Genomic DNA, 18,751 nt, shown 5'->3' on the forward strand with positions numbered 1-18,751 from the left:
ACAACTCACTATGCCAATTTGCAGGGCCTGTTTAGCTATAAGCACTTACTATTTAACCTGAACTCTGGATAATAAATCTATCTCGCGCCGCGATTAAATCGCCCCTAGATTGAAAAATTTCAATCTACAAAGATCAACACGCCCTAAGTATCAATAGATTTGAGCGAGCGTAAAAAGAGCCCTAAGCCACCAAACGCTAAAACTATAATAACAATCAAATCGAACGAGGTCATAGTACGCATACTAAATCGAACACTCGATATTACGCCAAATATTAATGCGCTTAACGAGCCAAAGGATAGTAACCACCCTAAAATATTTTTAGAATTATAAAAAATTAACCCGACCCCAAAAATAAACGGGATCATTACCATGCCGCCTGTAACGCCAAAGCCACCTAAAGCATTAACACTATAAATGCGAGAACTTAGTCCAAAATTAGAGGTCACCGAAATTGCGTTTAGCAGCATATAAAAGCCACCGCACATCATAATTAAACCAATAAAAAAATGCCCAATACCACCAGAGCTTCCACCCGCACCTTTCATTATTACTACCTTTATATTAATAGTTTATTTATACAACTGATTATCAAATAGAGCATATTTTGATGCAGCTTTGACACCTGCTGTATTGTTTATTTAACACTTTTTATACTAATTTGCTTTATTAAGTGATCTACTTTGAGGTAAGAAAGTCGTGTTTATAACAAGGCAAAAATTTAGGTCACTTACAGTAACTATATCGACCAAGACCATGATTAAGGTATATGAATTTTTTATGTTCAGGTGCAAAGTAAAATGTTTCATATGAAATACAATTTCCTTTGTAAAAATTAATACGCCAATCTTTTTCATATTGTGTAATCGAACCAAATTCAGCTTCTTTGAAATAGCCCTCATCTGAATGCAGATCTACCATTGAGGATCTTTGTTCAATAAGCAAGTGAGCTAATTGCTCATCAGCAGGTATTACTAACGGAACTTCACCATTTACATTGTCTTCAAATTTCATTGGTATATTAAACAATATGCCGGCTTTACTACTCTCAAATGAACACAGAGCTAATTCTTTTATGTTGCTTTCGTTACAAGCTATTTCAAATAACCACTTTTTAGCACCACTACTATCAAAGAAAATAAAATCACTATTGTCATAATCAACCCTTACATCATCAGAATTCCCCAATTCAGGAAACCAAAACGATAAATCATTTTTATGAATATAGCTTTTCCATGACGTGTTTTCATCCCAAGAGGTATTCATCGATTCTATTGTTTTTCTTTGTTGGACAATCAATTTGTCTAACTTATTTTTCCAGCCTTGGTTACAACACTCATCACCTAAAATGCCTAAACACCATGTAAAAAATTGCTCCCTTCCTCTATCTAATTCACTAGCTAAACGCTCTAGCTTACTTTTAATAGCCTTAGATCTAAATTCTTTTTGCTCTGCCTGCGTTAAAAAAGTAAATTCAATATAATGCTCTTTCACAACTGCGTGAGAAGGACATGATAAAAATATAAAAAGTATAATAATACGCATTAGTACCGATAAAGTTAACGTTTTATAAAGAAGTGAATAAAGACTTGGTAAACTTGTAATGAGAGTGGACGCCATACTTATTTCACGCTTTGTGCAGTACTTACGTCCAGCAGTAAAACAAAATATGAAGCTAAAATCAGTCCTCATAGACATGCTCAGTAGGCTTACCAAACATTCATAGTAACTTTTAAAGGTAATTGACTGCCATCTTCATTTTCTAAAAGTAGTTGCAGTATCTCTCCAGACTCCTTTCGCATTAATTCTTTTGCTTCACTGGCAGGACAACCCGGAATTTTACAGTTTTCGATAGAAATAATTTTCTGCCCGGCAACTATTCCTGCTTTTTCTGCTGGTGAATTAGGCTCTACTTTTTCAATAATGAATGACGTTATTTTTGGGCTAAAAAAACCATCAGCTCCAACGTTCCCCAAAACTCCAAGTTTAACCTCTTCTCCAGCCAAGGCATTTAAAGAAGTAATTGAAATTAAAATAGCTATAAATTTAAACATATGCATAAACACTCCATGTATCTGGTTTAACGAGGTTGTAAAAATAACTCCCACAGCCAAATTTAATTAAAAAGCAAGTGCCTAAAAGAGAGGTAAATTAAACCCTAATGGCTTTTAAGGCATTAAACAATATTTGCAATCCATAAATAAGCTGCTTATGGCATCTGTTGACCTTTTAGGATTAAGATTAGTTCAATCCAAGGACAATTTAAGCGCGAAATGTGTAACCAAGCGGGCTCGATAATTGCTTCTGCGCTACTAAAAAATTGAGTAAAGTTTCGCATCATCCTCACGCATCTTACTAACATCCATGCATACAGCAAAGAGTAAATCTGCTGAATAAGTAATATTCTTAAAAATAAAAAGCGATGTAAGTGACATCGCCTATTTAGGTAATTCAGTCAGCTGAAATATTAGCCGTATAATGAATAACGGTTAACCAATTGATTTATATACATCAATACTACTATTGGTTAAAAGCCCAGTAATTTGCGCACCAAAGGCTTTAAAATGAGGCTCGTTTTTATGCGCTTCAAAATGCTCATCAGATGCCCATTGCTCGCTAACAACGTAATCGGTATATTCATCATCACTTTTTACCGATAATTCATAACGTAAGCACCCTACTTCTTGGCGCGATGACTTTTGTAAGTTTTCAAGTGCTGTAAGCATTACATCTGCATCAATATTTTTGCACGACAGCGCTGCTATAACCGTTAACATGTGTATTCCTTTTTAAAGTTAAGGTGTAGATAATCTACACCTTAGAATATTTAGTTAAACTTTTCGTTTTTGGTAAGTTTACTGATCCCACTGCGGCGCAAATTCTGGTGTTGCTTGGCGGTCGCCGCAATCTAGAGCATCAATCCGGGCTATGTCTTCATCATCTAATTTAACGTGGTCGTTAAAGTTATCTTCTAAGTTTTTACGCTTAGTTGATGATGGAATTGTCGTCATACCGCTGGCGTTAACCCATGCTAGAACAACTTGTGCTGGGCTTGCATCGTGCTTGTTAGCAATGTCGATAATGGTTTGATCTTTAAGTACTTTACCTACTACAAATGGCATGTACGCTGTCACGTGTATATCGTGCTGAGCACAAAATGCACGCAATTTAGTATTAGTTAAATATGGGTGAACCTCAACCTGATTGGTAAATATTTCACGCGAGTCGAGTGTTTGCAGAGCCAAGTTTAAGTTTGCAATGGTGAAGTTTGATACACCAATGTGTTTAGTTAAACCAAGCTGCTTCGCTTTTAGTAATTCAGTAAGATATTCACTCATTGGCTCGTCGTTAGCAGGTGATGGCCAATGAATTAGCAGTAAGTCGACCGAATCAACTTGTAGCTTTTCAAGTGACTTTTTAACGCTTGGAATAAAGTCGCTTTTATTTAATTTGTTATTCCACACTTTGGTAGTTAGGAATATTTCACTGCGCGGAATATTGCTGTCTATTATGGCTTGACCTACTTGCTCTTCGTTGCCATAAATTTGTGCGGTATCAATATGGCGAAAACCAACTTCGAGCGCCATTTTTACTGAGTTGTATGCTGTGTCGCCCTCTAAGCGGAATGTCCCCATACCGAGCTCTGGCATTTCTACTACACGTTTTTTCATGGTTTATCCTTATAAAATAATCGGTTAAAAACAAGCTCTTTTAAAGCTTTACGAAATACACCTTTTACTTCTTTTGTGTCGTCACTTAAAGATTAATGACCTCATAACAGGTATGAGGTCATTAATTTTAGTTTCAATCTTAACAGCTAAGACTTTATGCTTGCTGAATTTCACGTTTATCAAGCATACCGCTGTAGCGTGTAACACCAAGTGCTAAAACAGAGATAACGGCGCCTATCCATGCTGTATCTTGCAGGGTCATGTTCTCTACTACGCTACCACCAATAATTGAGCCAAGTGCAATACCAATATTAAATGCGGCTATGTTCAAACCTGATGCAACATCTACCGCATTTGGCGTGTGCTTTTGCGCTTGCTTTACAACATAAAGTTGCAAGCCTGGCACATTGCCAAAAGCAAATGCGCCCCAGACTAAAATAGTAAGTACAGCGGCAATTTTTGATTCCATCGTAAAGGTAAATATCAGTAAAATAACACTCAAAGCGCTGAATATAATACTCAGTGCGCTAATTGGGCCGCGTTTGTCGGCCAACTTTCCACCCCAAATATTACCTACCGCTACCGATACACCGTAAACAAGCATTATTAAGGCAATAGCCGAAGGCGCAAAACCTGTTTGTTGCTCTAAAATAGGTGCTAAATAAGTAAACGCTGTAAACGTGCCGCCGTAGCCCAATATCGTCATTAAATATACGAGTAATAAACGCGGTTTTACAATTACTTGTAGTTGCTCTTTAAACGTGGCTGGTATTGATTGTTTTAAGTTTTTTGGTACTAAAATAGAGCTGCCGATTAATGCAATTAAACCTAATACCGACACAACTAAAAACGTTGCACGCCAACCAAAGTGTTGTCCAATCCATGTACCTAGTGGCACACCAGTTACTAGTGCTACAGTAAGCCCGGTAAACATAATGGCTATTGCACTGGCTTCTTTGTCTTTGCTTACTAGACTTGTGGCAATCATCGATCCGATTGAAAAAAACACACCATGGGCAAGCCCCGTTAAAATGCGCGCAAGTATTAATGTTTCGTAACTTGGCGCTTGCCAAGCAAGTAAGTTACCCAATACAAACAAGCCCATTAAGCTTATTAATACTACTTTACGATTCCAACGACCCGTTAAAGCTGTTAGCACCGGCGCACCAATGGCAACGCCAACCGCATATAAACTTACAAGCAAACCTGCTGAAGGTAGGCTTACGCCTAAGTCGTTTGCAATGGTGGGTACTAATCCCACTATTACAAACTCAGTTGTTCCTATTGCAAATGCGCTTAAGGTAAGCGCCCACAAAGCCAATGGCATAGTTATATCCTCATTAATATTTGAAGAATGTAGTTTGGCTAAAATATCGTTTGCAAAAAATAGCATTAGTGACAAAATACTTTTGTTAATAATGCAAAGGTGGTGTTGGTATATTTATGGCTGTTCATTCAAAAACTGAAGATTTAGAAGCGTTTATAACGGTAGTAGATTGCGGAAGCTTTTCGGGGGCGGCTAATTTGCTCGATCAACAAGTGGCTAAAGTGTCGCGAGCTGTATCACGCCTTGAAAATACACTGCAATGCACTTTACTAAACAGAACAACACGCCGATTAGAACTTACCGAAGAGGGCCAAACTTTTATAAAATATGCGCGCGAAGGATTAAATACGCTTTATACCGGAGAAGAAGCCATAAAACTTTTAAAACAAGCGCCCAGTGGCAAGCTGCGTGTAGATGCGGCAAGCCCTTTTGTATTGCACCAACTGATGCCTTTAATTGGCGAATTTGCTAAGCAATACCCACACATAACGCTTGATATAACCTCGCACGACAGCATTATTGATTTACTTGAACATAAAACCGATTTAGCCATACGCATTGGTGATTTAAAAGACTCAAACTTACATGCTCGTAGACTTGGCAGCAGCCAGTTGCGTATTGTAGCCAGCCCAGGATATATAAATAATAACAAAGCAATTGCGCAAATTGATGACTTACAAAATCATAAGCTAATTGGTTTTAGTGACTCCCCTAAATTAAACACCTGGCCGTTAGTAAAACCCGCTTTATTTACGTTTTCGCTTAGCGCAAGCAGCGGTGAAACAGTGCGCCAGCTGTGCATTGCAAACCAAGGCGTTGCGCTACTTTCTCACTTTATGATTGGCAATGATCTAAAAACAGGTAAGTTAGTTGAAGTGTTACCCGCTGCAATTAGCTCACCTAATAACCGAGAAACTATACAAGCCGTGTATTATATAAATAGTGCGGTATCGTCTCGCATTACAGCGTTTTTAGATTTTATAAAGCCACGATTAAATTTATAAATATGTTAACGTCAGTTTATGCTTTGTTATTAAAAAACAAACCTGAGTGTTTATTATCTGAAGATGATGAAAAAAGTGAATCCATTAAAGTTGAAACATTTTTACGCACAGTTAACTGTATTGACGATAACTCACTCTCAAGTTGCTTTTTCAGTTTGCTTAGCTCTTCTGCAGCTTCCCCTGTAGGTGCATCAGAGTTATTGGTCATTTCTTTAATTTTACCCTGCAAGCCTTTAATTGATTCGATTGCTTTATTCATTTGCACTGCGGCATCGTCGCTCGAATCTTCTGTTTTACTGTTGCTAACCGCCTTTGTCTCTTCAGTAACTGTTGGCGAGTTTGTTGTTTTTTCAGCATTTTGATTTAATAAAGTATCGGCTTTAGCCTCAGCATTTTTATCAGTATCATCCGTTTTTACAGTGTTTTTATTTAAATTACTAAGATTTGAATAGCTGTTGTCATTGTATAACTGTGAAGAAAGAGTTCCAAAGTTCATTTTTGCCTCATGTGTCTAAAAATTGACGACTTTATTTTTATAATTAGAAGCAATTATCATTCCAAACCTATCAGTAATCTGAACTCTAGATAATAACCTTTTTCAAACAGCTATTTTCTTATCGCTATAGTAGTTCACTAATTTAATGTAATTGGTGTTAATCTTTAAAACATCAGGAGTGCGTGAAGGGGTTACCATTTGAATCTAATATTATAAATTCAAATGGTTTTGCCAACATTTGTACATATATAACTTTAAACGCGGTGGTTTGCTCGCTGAAGCAGCTAAATAGGGCCCACCTTATTGATTTTAAAATTAATTTTGGTGTTCGTACTGCCCTCTATACACCTCAAATACCTTTAATACGGTGTGTTGCTCTTTTGATAGATTATCAAACCAATCGTCAAACAACTCATCGTTATCTTGCTCACTGAGCGCCATATAATGCGCTAATAATTCGATAATATCGTTATGGTTGCAACTTAGCGGGTTAACTTGTTGTGCTAAGGCACTATGGTCGCGCTCTCTTAGGGTATCCATTACCCCTTGATCTATTTGTTCTTGTTTTATTGCGTCGCTCATACATTACCTCTGTGATCTACTGTAAATGCAGTTGTTAGTGTTTTAAATAACTTAAATATAGTTATAACAGCCTAAACGCTAATAGCCAGCATTTTTGATCTAAGTGCTTATTTTTTGATTTGTTTGCGTAAATAGCCGCCAAACTGATGCTTTTCACAGCATTTAAAACTATTTGCAAAGAACAAAAAAGTGCGTTAAATTAAATGATATAATATCACATATCATTTATTGAGACGCTTTATGAAACCAAATATCCATCCTGATTACCAAGTGGTTGCCTTTCACGACACCGCTGCCGACTCTTACTTTATTATTGGCTCTACAATTAAATCCAGCCGCACAGTTGAGGTGGACGGAAAAACTTATCCGTACGTACCAATTGATGTTTCAAGTGATTCACATCCATTTTATACAGGTAAGCAAAAAACAGTCACCACTGATGGACGTGTTGCACAGTTTAATCGTCGATTTAAGAGTCTTTCATCTGGAAAAAGCGAGGCATAACATGAAGGTACTGAGTTCACTTAAAAGTGCTAAACAGCGCGCTGGTTGTCAAATAGTTAAACGCAAAGGCCGCGTGTTCGTTATTTGTAAAAGTAATCCTCGCTTTAAAGCAGTGCAAGGGATGAAGAAAAAATAGCAGAATTGTTGTAGTGATACCGCTGGGGCGTGTTGAGTTATAATTTTCCTCAGCGGTATTTTTAACATTTTATACGTAGGTGGTTATTTAACAACTACCGAAAACTCAGGAACAGCCTGAATTACTTTTTTAACTGTACATGTATTAACAGCCGCAATAAGTGCTTTTTTATACTTTTCAGGGAAGCCCTCTGGTAAGTTAATTTCAATAGCAAATAACTTTTTACCATTGTCATCAACGTTTTCGTTATTTTGAGTCAACGTCATTCCTTGTGTTGAAATATCACGTTGCTCACAAAATTTACGTGCATAAAAGCCAGCGCATAACACCATGCTCACTAAAAAATAATCAAACGGTTCTGGGTGCTCAGCATTACCACCCGCGTTTACACTTTGATCGCTTATAACTTCTAAATCGCCAAATTTTGCGCTTTGCTTTTGGCCTTCTAACATTGAAACTGAAATTTCCATTGTGTTTCCTTATTTTCCAAACAATAATTCAAAAAAACCTGGCGGCTCGTGTAGTTCGTGGTATTTTTTACGTAAGTTATCTATATTTTTTAGTGGGGCTTTTGCGCTATCGAGCCCGTGTTCATTAGCTGCTTTTTTAGCTCGTTCAGCCTGTGCTATTACTTTATCTAGGCCTTGCAATGACTGCTCTGGTTCTTTATAAAATTTAGCGGTTTTACTTACTTTTACCAGCTTAATAAACTTATCGATTGCGATATTAAATTCTGCAAGCTCCGTTGCTTGAACAGCTTGCTTATAGGCAAGGCCAGTGTTTTTCATGTTTATTTCAAGATCAACAGGCTGATCAGCAAATACGAATGAGCTAAATAACAATGTGAAAAATATATAAAAAGACTTCATGAACAACCTTATAAGTTAAAAACGTATAGATTGTATCAAGGATATAAATGAAAGTAACTCGTGCAGTGAAATGGCTTAAAAACTAACTGTAAAGCCCCTTTACAGTTAGTTTTATATTTTAAATACTAAATAGATTACTGTAGATTGCTCAACCATACACTTTGATAGGGCTCGAGTTCAATATTCATCTGCCCTTGCTCTATTGTTTTTACTGATACTAAATCAAACCATTGCTGTGTATCTATTAAGTTTAAATCAGCGAGTATCAAGGTTTGTGATTTATCGCTTATATTATAAATACAAAATACACTTTGCCTACGATCGATACTCTGTCGCCAAAAACCAAATAATCCCCCCGCTAAATGCAGTGTAAACTGAGTGGCATTAGGATGAAACGCGCTTTGCTTTTTGCGTACAGCCAATAGCGCTTTAATACCGTTAAATACTTTATGATGATGGCTATATTTTTCATCAATCGCTGCTAACAATTTTGACTCTTGCCAACGGTGACGATTAATAGCTCTGTTGTGTTGAGAGTTTTCAAAACGTTCATAGTCGTTTGTGGTGCCAAGTAAGCTATGAATATAAAGCCCGGGTATCCCCTCAAGCGCAAACATAATTGCATGAGCGCACATAAATCGCTCAAGTCCAAATCTATCGGGGCCATTATGCGTCCCTTGCAGCGCATCAAACAATGCAATATTTAGTTCGTACGGTGTATGTGTGCCGTCGTTACTGGTTCGCATAGATACGCGCCCGCCATATTGCATTGTAGTACTCACTAAGGACGCTACTTCGCTAGGTTGTAATAACCCTTCTATTGGGCGAAGTCCAATTCCATCGTGCGATGCTATAAAGTTAAAATATGCCGTCCCGTTTTGTGCGGGCGGCATACTCATCATCCAATGTTTAAGCGCAGTACTGTCACCACTTAATAATGTATGCAGTAATAGTGGTGGCAATGCAAAGTTATAAATTGCGTGGGCTTCGTTAGCGTTTCCAAAGTACGACAGGTTTTCTTGATTTGGAATATTAGTTTCGGTAATTATCACAACGCTTGGCTCTACGTGCTCAATAAGCGTGCGCAATAGCCTAACAATTTCATGGGTTTGCGGTAAATTTATACAGTCTGTATTTAACTGTTTCCATAAAAATGCAACAGCATCGAGCCTAAATAAACGCACACCATAGTCTAAATAATGACGAATAATACCCACAAACTCCTTTAAAACATCAGGGTTTGCAAAGTCAAAATCGACCTGATCGTGACTAAACGTACACCACACGTGTTTCCCCCCGCTTGGCGTATTTACTGTATGTAACAGTGATGATGTACGAGGGCGAACTACTTGGCTTAAATCGTCATTTAAACTGGCTGTTTTAAAGTAATCTTTACCTGGGTGTAAATCATTTAAAAAGTTTTCAAACCATACGCTTCTGCTTGAGCAATGGTTAATGACTAAATCAGCCATGAGCTTTACATCTTTGGCTATGTTTTGAATATCCCCCCAATCCCCTAGTGATTCATTTACTTGCACGTAATTCATTACCGCAAAGCCTTCGTCTGAGCTGTACGGGTAAAATGGCAATATATGCAATGCATTAAGTTGCCTATCGCATTGCTCTTTTATAAATCGGTGCAGTGTTTTAAGCGGGGCCTCTATTGGGCTCGATACAGCAAACTCGCTATCATCGTGTTGTATTATGGAATCGCCATACGCAATTAAAACGATGTCTTGCTCATCCCATCGGTTTTTATGGGGTGTAGGGTCGCGCAGTGGACTACTGCCTAAAATAACGGTAATTAGTTGCTGAGCAAGCTCAGTAATTGACAAAGTTAGCTCTACATCGTCATAAATTATTCGAAGATGCTGCTCTACCCGCTGTAAAAATAGTTCGCTAACTGAAATCACATGCGCCCCTAATATTTATTGTTTAGACTTACAGGCTAGTTAACCTGTGCTTAGGTTAACTATATTCTTTGTTATCTAACTCTACGGCTTCCTTTAAACGCTCAAGTACGTCTGGCATTGCCGATACAACGCGGTTCCAACTTGGCACAAATGGGGCTTCCATTGGGTTATCCAAAAATTGCTGACCAGCATTCATAATATTTTGCGCAAACATTTCAACTGCTTTTTCTTCTTGGTGCACATCAAGCGTTAAACCATTCATAATGGCGTCGTTATGGTAGGTTTCTATAAAGTCTAAACCAATACGGTAATACGTTGCTTTAAGTGAGCGAATAGTTTCACTGGTAAAGGTAACGCCTTGCGTTGCTAGCTTTCTAAATAAGGCTTTAGTGATATCAATCGACATTTTAGATAACCCAGCACTTTGATCATCAAGTGATAGCGCTTGGTGTTTATGGTCGTAATTATCGGCAATGTCTACTTGGCATAAACGATTATGTGAATAATTACGGTACATTTCACTTAGTACGCCAATTTCTAATCCCCAATCACTCGGTATACGAATATCGTTTAGTACATCGCGTCTAAACGAAAACTCACCCGCAAGCGGATACCTAAACGAGTCCATGTATTCTAAATAATCACGATTGCCTAATATGGTTTTAAATGAGCGCAACAGCGGTGTTACTAATAAACGAGATACACGACCATTAATTTTCCCATTTGCAGTACGCGGGTAAAAGCCTTTACAAAATTCATAGTTAAAGCGTGGGTGCGCAACTGGGTAAATTAACTTAGCAAGTAAGCTTCTGTCGTAAGTTAAAATATCGCAATCATGCAATGCAATCGATTCAACCTCAGCTGTTGCTAATTTATAACCCATGCAATACCAAACATTTCGGCCTTTTCCAAGCTCTCGTGGCGCTACGCCAAGCGCTTGCAATTCTTTATCGAGTGCTTGCAAACGAGGACCATCGTTCCAAAGTACTTTATGGTTTTGATTTAACTCTTTAAAAAAGCCAAGTGCGTGGCGATATTGCGCCTCATCAGCTCTATCAAGGCCAATTGTAATTTGCGATAAGTAAGGTACTTCGCGTAGTTCGCTAACTATGTTTTTAAGTGCCGGCCCTTCTAACTCGCTAAATAACGACGGTAATATAAGCCCCATAGGACGCTGCTTGCTAAACCCAACTAACTCTTTTTCTAGCTCTTCAATTGGTCGGTCTGCAATATTATGTAATGTAGTAATTACGCCATTTTGGTAAAAGTCAGCCATGCGATGTTTGCTCCTTAGTAATACGTAAAATACTGCTAATACACGGCAACGATATTATTTCTTCAATCCAACCCAACGGTGCTGGCAATTGAGAGTATCGTGCTTTGTTGTGCGATAATTTAACCGGTTTTTTACTCGCCGGATTGGCAATAATAATGGCAATATTTGCTTGCTCTAACATTTGCTTATCGTTATCGCTATCACCCAGTGCTATGACTGTGAGAGGCTTTCTAAAATGTTGGGTAAACTGTTTAACTAACCACTGCTGCGCAGCGCTTTTATCAGTATTTTTGGCAATATGAATAAAACGCCCGCCTATTTTTATCTCATAGCCAAGTGCCTCAACATCGTTTACAAAAGCTGTGAGCAATTCGTCGTTGCCGTACCAATAAAGAGGATCGGAGTACTCTCGTGTTTGTGCTTGCTTTGCTTGTGTGTCACTTAATCCGGTTAGCTCAGATATTTGTTCACAGGTTAGGTTACTAAATAATTTATAATGCGCTTTGTATTTAGAATCGAGCGACGCTAAGTCACTTAATAAGCGCGATAGCGGCTTAGCTAACGCAAAGCACCAATAAGCACCTACTTTTTTACAGCCAAGCGGTTTAAGTTTAAAATAATGATCGGGTATATAAACTGCAGCGCCATTTTCAACAATAAAAGGCTGCTGAAGGTTTAAGTCATTTTGAATTTCAGTCACTTCGTAAAATGTTTTACTCGTATTAAACACCACTGGAATATATGCGCTTTGTAATTGCTGTAATAATTCGCTCACATTACTAGTGTTGTAATTGGTATGATCAAGCAAGGTGCCGTCCAAATCGGTAAAAATAATAGGTTGCAGGGTGTCGTCACTAATTAAATGCATACCACTAATATCACGGTTGCTATCAAGTTCAATTAAAGCATTTGCTTTAGCACTCAGTGTGTTTAAGTTCTCACGCGTAATACGTTCAAAATGAGAAATAAACCACACCAATCGCTCGTTGGTCATGGTGCCTTTGCCCTCACCTTTTTTGGCTATTAGTTTTTGCTCTTGCTCTTGTCGCCATGTAAAAACATCACTAAAACTCGGTGCTTTTAGCATAACGGTATAATCAATTAGGTTAAAAACAGCTTTATATTCATTGGCTAAACAGCTATTTACACAGCGGCGCCAAACGCCTTCTTTATCAAATTGTTGCTCTAACTCGTTAAGCGGTTCACTCAATGAAAATAATGGCTGCGGTTCACTACCCACGCACCATCCTTCTAAAATAACAATATCGACAGGTTTTGAATTAGTTAGCCACTCATTTTGAGGGGCGCAATCATCTAGGTGTTTATTAAAGCGTGGTAGCGGCACATTTATATCACCCGCTAACAACCGTGAAATAGTGCTATTCATTAGTTCAGTATCGTGAGTACCAGGCACGCCACGAGTCACGAATAATGGATGAACATCTTCGCCGAGTTGTTTACGCGCTTGCTTAGCTAAATAAAAATCATCAATAGATAAAGCGACACAGTTAAGGGACGTATTTTTAGAAAACCACGTAACTAAAAAATCAGCGAGTGTTGTTTTTCCTGAGCCTTGGCAGCCATTTATAGCAACAAAAATAGGAGTATTTGTTTTTTTAGATTCGAGAATGTCATGCGCAAGTGGAACAAAATAATGTTCACTCAAATATTGATATTTTAAAGGCAGTTGGTGCTTTGCTAAAAACGGGGTTATATCCACAATATTGACCTCTGACATAGTAACTTATTTGCATACAATGCGTTCTGGGAGTTAAATGCAGATACTAGACCAATATTATTTTTTCATATATTTTAATGAGTTAAAAAAATAGCGCATTTAAAATGCGCTATTATGGTGCAAACTATTTAGCGTATGTGCAGAATTAAGCCTGTTCAGGCTCCGCTTTTGGCAACACCAAGTTAAGTACAATGCCTAAAATAGCGCATAAACTTACGCCTTCTAAACTAAATTGGCTACCACCAACATGCATACCACCAATACCGCACACTAAAATAAGCGCAACGATGCTTAAATTACGGGGTGCGGTTAAATCATCTCCCGACTTAACCAGTGTATTTAGGCCAACAACCGCAATAGATCCAAAAAGTAAAATCATAATACCGCCCATCACAGGGACTGGTATTGTTTGCAGCCCAGCCCCCATTTTAGCGATAAACGCTAACGCAATGGCAATAATTGCAGTCCACATCATTACTTTTGGATTGAAGTTTTTAGTAAGCATAACGGCCCCTGTTACCTCTGAGTACGTGGTATTAGGAGGTCCACCAAATAGTGACGCGGCTGATGTAGCTAACCCATCACCAAACAAGGTGCGGTGCAAACCAGGTTTTTTCAAAAAGTCTTTTTTAGTGACTTGGCTAATCGCCATCATATCGCCAATGTGCTCAATTGCAGGTGCAATAGCCACAGGCACCATAAATAAAATAGCCTGCCATTTAAACTCTGGTAACGTAAAGTTAGGCACAGCAAACCATTGTGCATTACTTACTGCGTCAAATTGCACAACACCTAAAACAAGCGATAAGCCATAACCCGCAACAACCCCTGCCAGTATAGGAATAAGTTTAAATACGCCCTTTCCCCATACTGCAAAAACAAGCGTTATTAATAACGAAAACATCGAAATAAAAATAGCGTTGTTGTAAGCAATTAATTGCACACTACCATCGCCACTTTTACCCATTGCCATATTTACAGCAACAGGTGCAAGCGCTAAACCAATAACCATAATGACAGGGCCTACCACTACGGGCGGTAAAATTTTATGAAGCGTAGCCACACCTTTAAATTTCACTAATAAGCTCAACAGCATATACGCAAAACCTGCCGCCATTAAACCGCCCATAGTCGCGGGCACACCCCACATTTGCACTGCAGCAATAATAGGTGCAATAAAAGCAAACGATGAGGCTAAAAATATAGGCACTTGCCCTTTAGTTACAAGCTGAAACAGCAAAGTACCAAACCCTGCTGTAAACAATGCCACACTCGGATCGAGCCCTGTTAATAGCGGCACAAGCACCAATGCACCAAACGCTACAAACAGCATTTGCGCACCTGTTAAAATAGTCTTTATCGAAAATGTGGCATTATTTTGCACTGAACACTCCTAAACTGTACCAAATATTTTATCACCAGCATCACCTAAGCCAGGTACTATATACCCCTTTTCGTTTAAATGGCTGTCTACTGATGCAGTAAATATCTCTACGTCTGGGTGAGCTTCAAGTGTTTTTGCAACGCCCTCTGGTGCCGCTACAAGTATAATTACTTTAATTTCTTTACAGCCTGCTTTTTTAAGCATGTCGATAGTGGCAATCATTGAGCCACCGGTTGCAAGCATCGGGTCAATTACCAAGCTTAAGCGCTGTTCAATATTACCTACTAACTTTTCAAAATAGGGGATTGGCTCTAGTGTTTCTTCATTGCGCTGCAGGCCTACAACACTAACCTTAGCGGCTGGTAATAATTGCATTACACCGTCCATCATACCAAGACCGGCACGTAAAATAGGCACTACGGTAATTTTTTTACCTTTAATATGTTGTACGTTTAATTTGTTACCGTCCCAACTGGTGATTTCGTTGTCTTCAAGCGGGAGGTTTTTAGTGGCTTCGTAGGTTAATAATGTGCCTACTTCAGAGCACAGTTCACGAAAGCTTTTAGTGCTAATGCCATGTGCGCGCATTAAACCAAGTTTATGTTGAACAAGAGGATGAGTAATAACGTGAATAGCCATGATAAAAACCTACTAAGACAATAATTAGCGGTATTTTATATTAAAAAAGGTCATTTGACCTGTAATTTTAAAGAGATTTTCATACATCGTACCTAAATACACATTATTGCTTGATATTTATGCAAGTAGCTAACACGGACTGTTTATTAAATGTTAGCGGCTAACCAGTTGTTTGCCTGCTTGAGCATATAGCTATTTATTTTTTGATGCTCAGGACTCCAGCCAGCTAAAAAACGATAAAAGTCAGCCCAAGCTGCAGGCCACAAAGCGAGCCAGTCGTTAGCTATTTTATCAGCAGGTGCTTTAGGCTGATAAATCGTAATAGCTGTTTTTAAGCTATCAAAATAATATGCAAGATACTCATCAGCGCTCTCGTGTAATTGTGTATCACTTAAGCAACTAGTCATAAAATACATTACATCAACTATTCCAGTGCCCACACCTATATACTGAAAGTCATACCCGAGTATTTTGCTGCGTTCACTAGTCGCTAATTTAGCAGCAAAGTTAGCGAGTTTCGCATCGCCATGGATCAGGGTTTTATACTCACAACGTTGTAACTGCTCATCGATTTTATGCGCAGCGTTTTTAATATCGGACTTTTTGTTGGCGCTAGTTTTTAGTTTATTAAACTCATCTGGTCGCGTACTTAAATGCCAATAGTTACCTTGCTGCCATAAACCATCTGCGGGTTTATTTAAGTTAAACGCATGAAAGTGCGCTAGCCACTCTAATATGGCTTTTATATGTTCGCTTCTTGCTTGAACAAAGCCATGCTTGGTGAAATTTTTAAATACCAGCGCATACTCATCATCTTTATTAATTGCGCTTATACATTCAATACTTTGCGCATGCGCTGGTAAATGCTGGCTATACAGCTTATAAAAAGTGTATTCAACATTATAAGAATGCTGCTTTCTTTTAAGTGCAAATTCGCTTTGCTTAATCTTAGGATGGTTTATATAACGGGGTATTTTAATAGCTTTAACTACACATGGCTCATCATCTAGCTGGCACTGCACAATACTGCCACACCCACTCCAAAGTGATGTTAGCGTATCGCCAATTTCAATCTGCTCAAAATAAGGGTGTAATAAAGGAAGGTAAAATGCCATGGTTAAAATAACTATCCGATTTTTTATTGAGTTTAACGCAGGCCCTTACCTTAAATATAGCCCTAGGAATATAATGACTCCCCTTAATTATATAAATGAATAAACATCTCAACAAAAATATTAACTAGGAACAACAGGTATAAAAATATAGACACTAATATCAGTATGAACTACAATAAAAAACATTAATGATAAGGATATCTTGGTGTATGAAAGAATTAATTCAAAAAACTTCTTCTATGAATAAAGCTTTAATTTTTGGACGTTTGAGCAAAGTAGGTTCCGGTGTACATTTTCTCTATAAAGTTTTTTTTCAAGATCAGAAAGAAGCAAACGAGCTATATAAAGCAATACTACCCTCCCTCAAAAGGACAATAACTGTTCAAGGTTATACTTCAGAAGAAAGTCAAGCTCTTATTGAAATTCTGATTAAAGCAGCTCCTTTCGGTGCTAAAAGAAGAAACTTTAAAAGAAAGTATTTTAGTAACTCTATTGATTGGAAAAAACTGCCTGAAAACCCAGAAAAAATTCCTTATGGATACTGGTATTAAATCATGAAAGATAGACTTTTGTGGAAGCTGATTTTTGTTTTATCTCTTTTATTAACAATATACAGCATTAATAACAATCTCAAAATGCCTGTAATTGAAGGGAATGAAAAATCTAACCTCATAATGTGTGGGTTGTTTCTTTTCGATTTTTTTATCCTTCTAGGTAGTTTTGGTTATGCATTTAAAATAAAAATTTTGAATTCTATAATATGGAAAATAACGGCTATTGCTTATCCATTATTAATCATCTTAGAAACTATATCTGATTTTTATGCGGGCGGTTACTTAGTTTATGAAATGATAACTTATTCATTATTTGTACTTTTCCTCACAGCTATATTAGTTGCGCCCGTTATTATGTACATTGATGATTTCAAAGCAACTGTTCCTAAAAGTTAATATCCGTATCTATAATAATTAGCAAAAAATCATTTTGGGATCCGCTAAGATAAAATGGTAATAAATCTTTATTAACTTTATTACTACTTGTGGTCACCTAACATAATTTTATCAAATGCGATTTAAACCCAACTACCTTGGGTTTAAATTCACAATAAATACTTTGGTTCAGGCCTTAGAAAGACGCCTTATTAAGCAGTCTACTAATTAAATCCCCTTGTTCATTTTGTCCTATCAATAAAGAATACTTCGAACCCGCTGTAAACTGATAGCTAAATTGAAATTCTAAGTTACGACTTTTCATATTTATGGAAATTAGATCTTGCCCTGATGGGCAGGCAAGTGCTTTATAAGCACTGTCCTTATCAACGGTTACTTCAATAGAGCTTCCATCAGAGCACTTACCTTGATAATTAATACCTTCGAGACTAGTTAAGTTAAAAATATCTACTTCAATAGATTTTCCATCTGTTAGTTTATGACTAAGCTCAACAAAATCAGTTTTTATTTCATACTTTTGCTCAGTGTTTAAAGCAGAATACGCTACAAGAACAAGTCGTGATGTTTCTTCGACAGCAGACTCATAACTCTTACTTTGCGTTTCTGTAACTGCATTTTTTGTATTTGAATCTAAGCTAATAATATCTAGTTTATTACTTCCAGGTATAGAAATGCTATAACTCAAACTTTCATTGACCTTAGGTACAAAGGGAGTATTTATTGCAGAATAAGGATCGACACTAAAAACAGTTCGATTAATTTGTGTTGATTGATTATTTTGTGTTTTTGCAAAAGTAACTCCAAAATCTAATTCTTTTTCTGTCATGTTTAATAAACCAACAGCAAGATTACTTGTTTGTATTTGAGTTTCTTTTTTTGTCGCTATTGTTGTCTTGACTGGTTCTGATTTGTTGGAGCTACCGCCGCACGCGGTCAAGCTAATACACAGGATAATTGGTAAAGTAATTGCACTTTTAAACATTTAAGGCTCTTTGAAATTTGATATGAACCGCGTATTCTACAATAAAAGATAATATAACTTGCAACTAAATTGTAATAAAAATGCAATTAAAATGTATTTTTTGTTTGAATGTGTTGACTTTATTCAAGCATTGCAGTAACAGGGTTAAAAACGACTAAACTAGAC

Annotated in this window: 22 protein-coding genes; 5 read left to right on the plus strand and 17 right to left on the minus strand. The window is 37.5% G+C overall.

Annotation, left to right across the window (positions count from 1 at the left end; all coding sequences use genetic code 11):
* Positions 1 to 143: 143 nt before the first annotated feature.
* The 6 genes from CWB66_RS10955 to CWB66_RS10980 all read right to left on the minus strand — a co-directional run bounded on the left by CWB66_RS10955 (position 144) and on the right by CWB66_RS10980 (position 4,998).
* Positions 144 to 548: a hypothetical protein gene (locus CWB66_RS10955; protein ID WP_077535166.1), complete on the minus strand. Its 405-nt coding sequence runs from the start codon at positions 546 to 548 to the stop codon at positions 144 to 146.
* A 178-nt stretch (positions 549 to 726) separates the two neighbouring features.
* Positions 727 to 1,620 carry a hypothetical protein gene (locus tag CWB66_RS10960; protein WP_138585403.1) on the minus strand — a complete coding sequence of 298 codons (894 nt, stop codon included), beginning with the start codon at positions 1,618 to 1,620 and terminating at the stop codon, positions 727 to 729.
* Between the two features lie 89 nt (positions 1,621 to 1,709).
* Complete coding sequence (locus CWB66_RS10965) at positions 1,710 to 2,060, minus strand: PDZ domain-containing protein (protein WP_212747816.1); 351 nt, start codon at positions 2,058 to 2,060, stop codon at positions 1,710 to 1,712.
* Positions 2,061 to 2,489: 429 nt separating this feature from the next.
* Positions 2,490 to 2,777, minus strand: a complete 288-nt coding sequence (locus CWB66_RS10970) for a putative quinol monooxygenase (protein ID WP_138585404.1) — start codon at positions 2,775 to 2,777, stop codon at positions 2,490 to 2,492.
* 78 nt (positions 2,778 to 2,855) lie between these two features.
* On the minus strand, positions 2,856 to 3,671 hold the full coding sequence (gene dkgB / locus CWB66_RS10975; protein ID WP_138585405.1) for a 2,5-didehydrogluconate reductase DkgB: 816 nt from the start codon (positions 3,669 to 3,671) through the stop codon (positions 2,856 to 2,858).
* Between the two features lie 154 nt (positions 3,672 to 3,825).
* On the minus strand, positions 3,826 to 4,998 hold the full coding sequence (locus tag CWB66_RS10980; protein ID WP_138585419.1) for an MFS transporter: 1,173 nt from the start codon (positions 4,996 to 4,998) through the stop codon (positions 3,826 to 3,828).
* Positions 4,999 to 5,114: 116 nt separating this feature from the next.
* On the opposite strand from CWB66_RS10980, the gene CWB66_RS10985 reads away from it, so the two are divergent.
* Entirely contained in the window at positions 5,115 to 6,002 is an 888-nt protein-coding gene (locus CWB66_RS10985; RefSeq protein ID WP_138585406.1) for a LysR family transcriptional regulator, read from the plus strand.
* Between the two features lie 16 nt (positions 6,003 to 6,018).
* Here CWB66_RS10985 and CWB66_RS10990 read toward each other — a convergent pair whose 3' ends face one another.
* Positions 6,019 to 6,498 carry a hypothetical protein gene (locus CWB66_RS10990; RefSeq protein ID WP_138585407.1) on the minus strand — a complete coding sequence of 160 codons (480 nt, stop codon included), beginning with the start codon at positions 6,496 to 6,498 and terminating at the stop codon, positions 6,019 to 6,021.
* 315 nt (positions 6,499 to 6,813) lie between these two features.
* Positions 6,814 to 7,080, minus strand: a complete 267-nt coding sequence (locus tag CWB66_RS10995; protein WP_077535162.1) for a hypothetical protein — start codon at positions 7,078 to 7,080, stop codon at positions 6,814 to 6,816.
* A 240-nt stretch (positions 7,081 to 7,320) separates the two neighbouring features.
* Between CWB66_RS10995 and CWB66_RS11000 the strand changes: the two genes are divergently transcribed.
* Both CWB66_RS11000 and ykgO read left to right on the plus strand, forming a co-directional pair.
* Entirely contained in the window at positions 7,321 to 7,584 is a 264-nt protein-coding gene (locus CWB66_RS11000) for a type B 50S ribosomal protein L31 (RefSeq protein WP_077535161.1), read from the plus strand.
* A 1-nt stretch (position 7,585) separates the two neighbouring features.
* Positions 7,586 to 7,720: a type B 50S ribosomal protein L36 gene (ykgO, locus tag CWB66_RS11005; protein ID WP_007378871.1), complete on the plus strand. Its 135-nt coding sequence runs from the start codon at positions 7,586 to 7,588 to the stop codon at positions 7,718 to 7,720.
* A gap of 83 nt (positions 7,721 to 7,803) precedes the next feature.
* Here ykgO and CWB66_RS11010 read toward each other — a convergent pair whose 3' ends face one another.
* From CWB66_RS11010 to CWB66_RS11045, 8 genes are all read right to left on the minus strand, one after another.
* Positions 7,804 to 8,190, minus strand: a complete 387-nt coding sequence (locus tag CWB66_RS11010; protein ID WP_138585408.1) for an OsmC family protein — start codon at positions 8,188 to 8,190, stop codon at positions 7,804 to 7,806.
* Between the two features lie 9 nt (positions 8,191 to 8,199).
* Entirely contained in the window at positions 8,200 to 8,589 is a 390-nt protein-coding gene (locus CWB66_RS11015) for a cytochrome b562 (RefSeq protein WP_138585409.1), read from the minus strand.
* A 134-nt stretch (positions 8,590 to 8,723) separates the two neighbouring features.
* A complete protein-coding gene (locus CWB66_RS11020; protein ID WP_138585410.1) occupies positions 8,724 to 10,502 on the minus strand; it encodes a sugar phosphorylase in 1,779 nt (592 codons plus the stop codon).
* A gap of 55 nt (positions 10,503 to 10,557) precedes the next feature.
* Positions 10,558 to 11,778, minus strand: coding sequence for a glycosyltransferase family protein (locus CWB66_RS11025; RefSeq protein WP_138585411.1), 1,221 nt, complete (start codon positions 11,776 to 11,778; stop codon positions 10,558 to 10,560).
* A complete protein-coding gene (locus CWB66_RS11030) occupies positions 11,771 to 13,516 on the minus strand; it encodes an HAD-IIB family hydrolase (protein WP_138585412.1) in 1,746 nt (581 codons plus the stop codon). Before CWB66_RS11030 ends, CWB66_RS11025 begins: the two co-directional genes overlap by 8 nt.
* Before the next feature lie 145 nt (positions 13,517 to 13,661).
* Positions 13,662 to 14,900: a uracil-xanthine permease family protein gene (locus tag CWB66_RS11035; protein ID WP_077535155.1), complete on the minus strand. Its 1,239-nt coding sequence runs from the start codon at positions 14,898 to 14,900 to the stop codon at positions 13,662 to 13,664.
* Positions 14,901 to 14,909: 9 nt separating this feature from the next.
* Positions 14,910 to 15,539, minus strand: coding sequence for a uracil phosphoribosyltransferase (gene upp / locus CWB66_RS11040; protein WP_138585413.1), 630 nt, complete (start codon positions 15,537 to 15,539; stop codon positions 14,910 to 14,912).
* Positions 15,540 to 15,685: 146 nt separating this feature from the next.
* A complete protein-coding gene (locus CWB66_RS11045) occupies positions 15,686 to 16,654 on the minus strand; it encodes an oxidoreductase family protein (protein WP_138585414.1) in 969 nt (322 codons plus the stop codon).
* 209 nt (positions 16,655 to 16,863) lie between these two features.
* Between CWB66_RS11045 and CWB66_RS11050 the strand changes: the two genes are divergently transcribed.
* Positions 16,864 to 17,205 (plus strand): hypothetical protein, encoded by a 342-nt coding sequence (locus tag CWB66_RS11050; RefSeq protein ID WP_138585415.1) that lies wholly within the window; start codon positions 16,864 to 16,866, stop codon positions 17,203 to 17,205.
* Between the two features lie 3 nt (positions 17,206 to 17,208).
* Positions 17,209 to 17,604, plus strand: coding sequence for a hypothetical protein (locus tag CWB66_RS11055; RefSeq protein WP_138585416.1), 396 nt, complete (start codon positions 17,209 to 17,211; stop codon positions 17,602 to 17,604).
* Positions 17,605 to 17,779: 175 nt separating this feature from the next.
* Here CWB66_RS11055 and CWB66_RS11060 read toward each other — a convergent pair whose 3' ends face one another.
* Entirely contained in the window at positions 17,780 to 18,586 is an 807-nt protein-coding gene (locus CWB66_RS11060; protein ID WP_138585417.1) for a hypothetical protein, read from the minus strand.
* Positions 18,587 to 18,751 lie beyond the last annotated feature (165 nt).

This window comes from Pseudoalteromonas sp. S558 (assembly GCF_005886635.1).
Classification (GTDB): domain Bacteria; phylum Pseudomonadota; class Gammaproteobacteria; order Enterobacterales; family Alteromonadaceae; genus Pseudoalteromonas; species Pseudoalteromonas aliena.

Excerpts from the sequence above, each read along its gene's own strand:
- CWB66_RS10970 (WP_138585404.1), bottom strand. The coding sequence starts at position 2,777 with ATGTTAACGGTTATAGCAGCGCTGTCGTGCAAAAATATTGATGCAGAT.
- CWB66_RS11030 (WP_138585412.1), bottom strand. The coding sequence starts at position 13,516 with ATGTCAGAGGTCAATATTGTGGATATAACCCCGTTTTTAGCAAAGCAC.
- CWB66_RS11015 (WP_138585409.1), bottom strand. The coding sequence starts at position 8,589 with ATGAAGTCTTTTTATATATTTTTCACATTGTTATTTAGCTCATTCGTA.
- CWB66_RS11000 (WP_077535161.1), top strand. The coding sequence starts at position 7,321 with ATGAAACCAAATATCCATCCTGATTACCAAGTGGTTGCCTTTCACGAC.
- CWB66_RS10995 (WP_077535162.1), bottom strand. The coding sequence starts at position 7,080 with ATGAGCGACGCAATAAAACAAGAACAAATAGATCAAGGGGTAATGGAT.
- CWB66_RS10985 (WP_138585406.1), top strand. The coding sequence starts at position 5,115 with ATGGCTGTTCATTCAAAAACTGAAGATTTAGAAGCGTTTATAACGGTA.
- ykgO (WP_007378871.1), top strand. The coding sequence starts at position 7,586 with ATGAAGGTACTGAGTTCACTTAAAAGTGCTAAACAGCGCGCTGGTTGT.
- CWB66_RS10960 (WP_138585403.1), bottom strand. The coding sequence starts at position 1,620 with ATGGCGTCCACTCTCATTACAAGTTTACCAAGTCTTTATTCACTTCTT.
- CWB66_RS10965 (WP_212747816.1), bottom strand. The coding sequence starts at position 2,060 with ATGCATATGTTTAAATTTATAGCTATTTTAATTTCAATTACTTCTTTA.
- dkgB (WP_138585405.1), bottom strand. The coding sequence starts at position 3,671 with ATGAAAAAACGTGTAGTAGAAATGCCAGAGCTCGGTATGGGGACATTC.
- CWB66_RS11060 (WP_138585417.1), bottom strand. The coding sequence starts at position 18,586 with ATGTTTAAAAGTGCAATTACTTTACCAATTATCCTGTGTATTAGCTTG.
- upp (WP_138585413.1), bottom strand. The coding sequence starts at position 15,539 with ATGGCTATTCACGTTATTACTCATCCTCTTGTTCAACATAAACTTGGT.
- CWB66_RS11055 (WP_138585416.1), top strand. The coding sequence starts at position 17,209 with ATGAAAGATAGACTTTTGTGGAAGCTGATTTTTGTTTTATCTCTTTTA.
- CWB66_RS11050 (WP_138585415.1), top strand. The coding sequence starts at position 16,864 with ATGAAAGAATTAATTCAAAAAACTTCTTCTATGAATAAAGCTTTAATT.
- CWB66_RS11010 (WP_138585408.1), bottom strand. The coding sequence starts at position 8,190 with ATGGAAATTTCAGTTTCAATGTTAGAAGGCCAAAAGCAAAGCGCAAAA.
- CWB66_RS10980 (WP_138585419.1), bottom strand. The coding sequence starts at position 4,998 with ATGCCATTGGCTTTGTGGGCGCTTACCTTAAGCGCATTTGCAATAGGA.
- CWB66_RS10990 (WP_138585407.1), bottom strand. The coding sequence starts at position 6,498 with ATGAACTTTGGAACTCTTTCTTCACAGTTATACAATGACAACAGCTAT.
- CWB66_RS11045 (WP_138585414.1), bottom strand. The coding sequence starts at position 16,654 with ATGGCATTTTACCTTCCTTTATTACACCCTTATTTTGAGCAGATTGAA.
- CWB66_RS10955 (WP_077535166.1), bottom strand. The coding sequence starts at position 548 with ATGAAAGGTGCGGGTGGAAGCTCTGGTGGTATTGGGCATTTTTTTATT.
- CWB66_RS11025 (WP_138585411.1), bottom strand. The coding sequence starts at position 11,778 with ATGGCTGACTTTTACCAAAATGGCGTAATTACTACATTACATAATATT.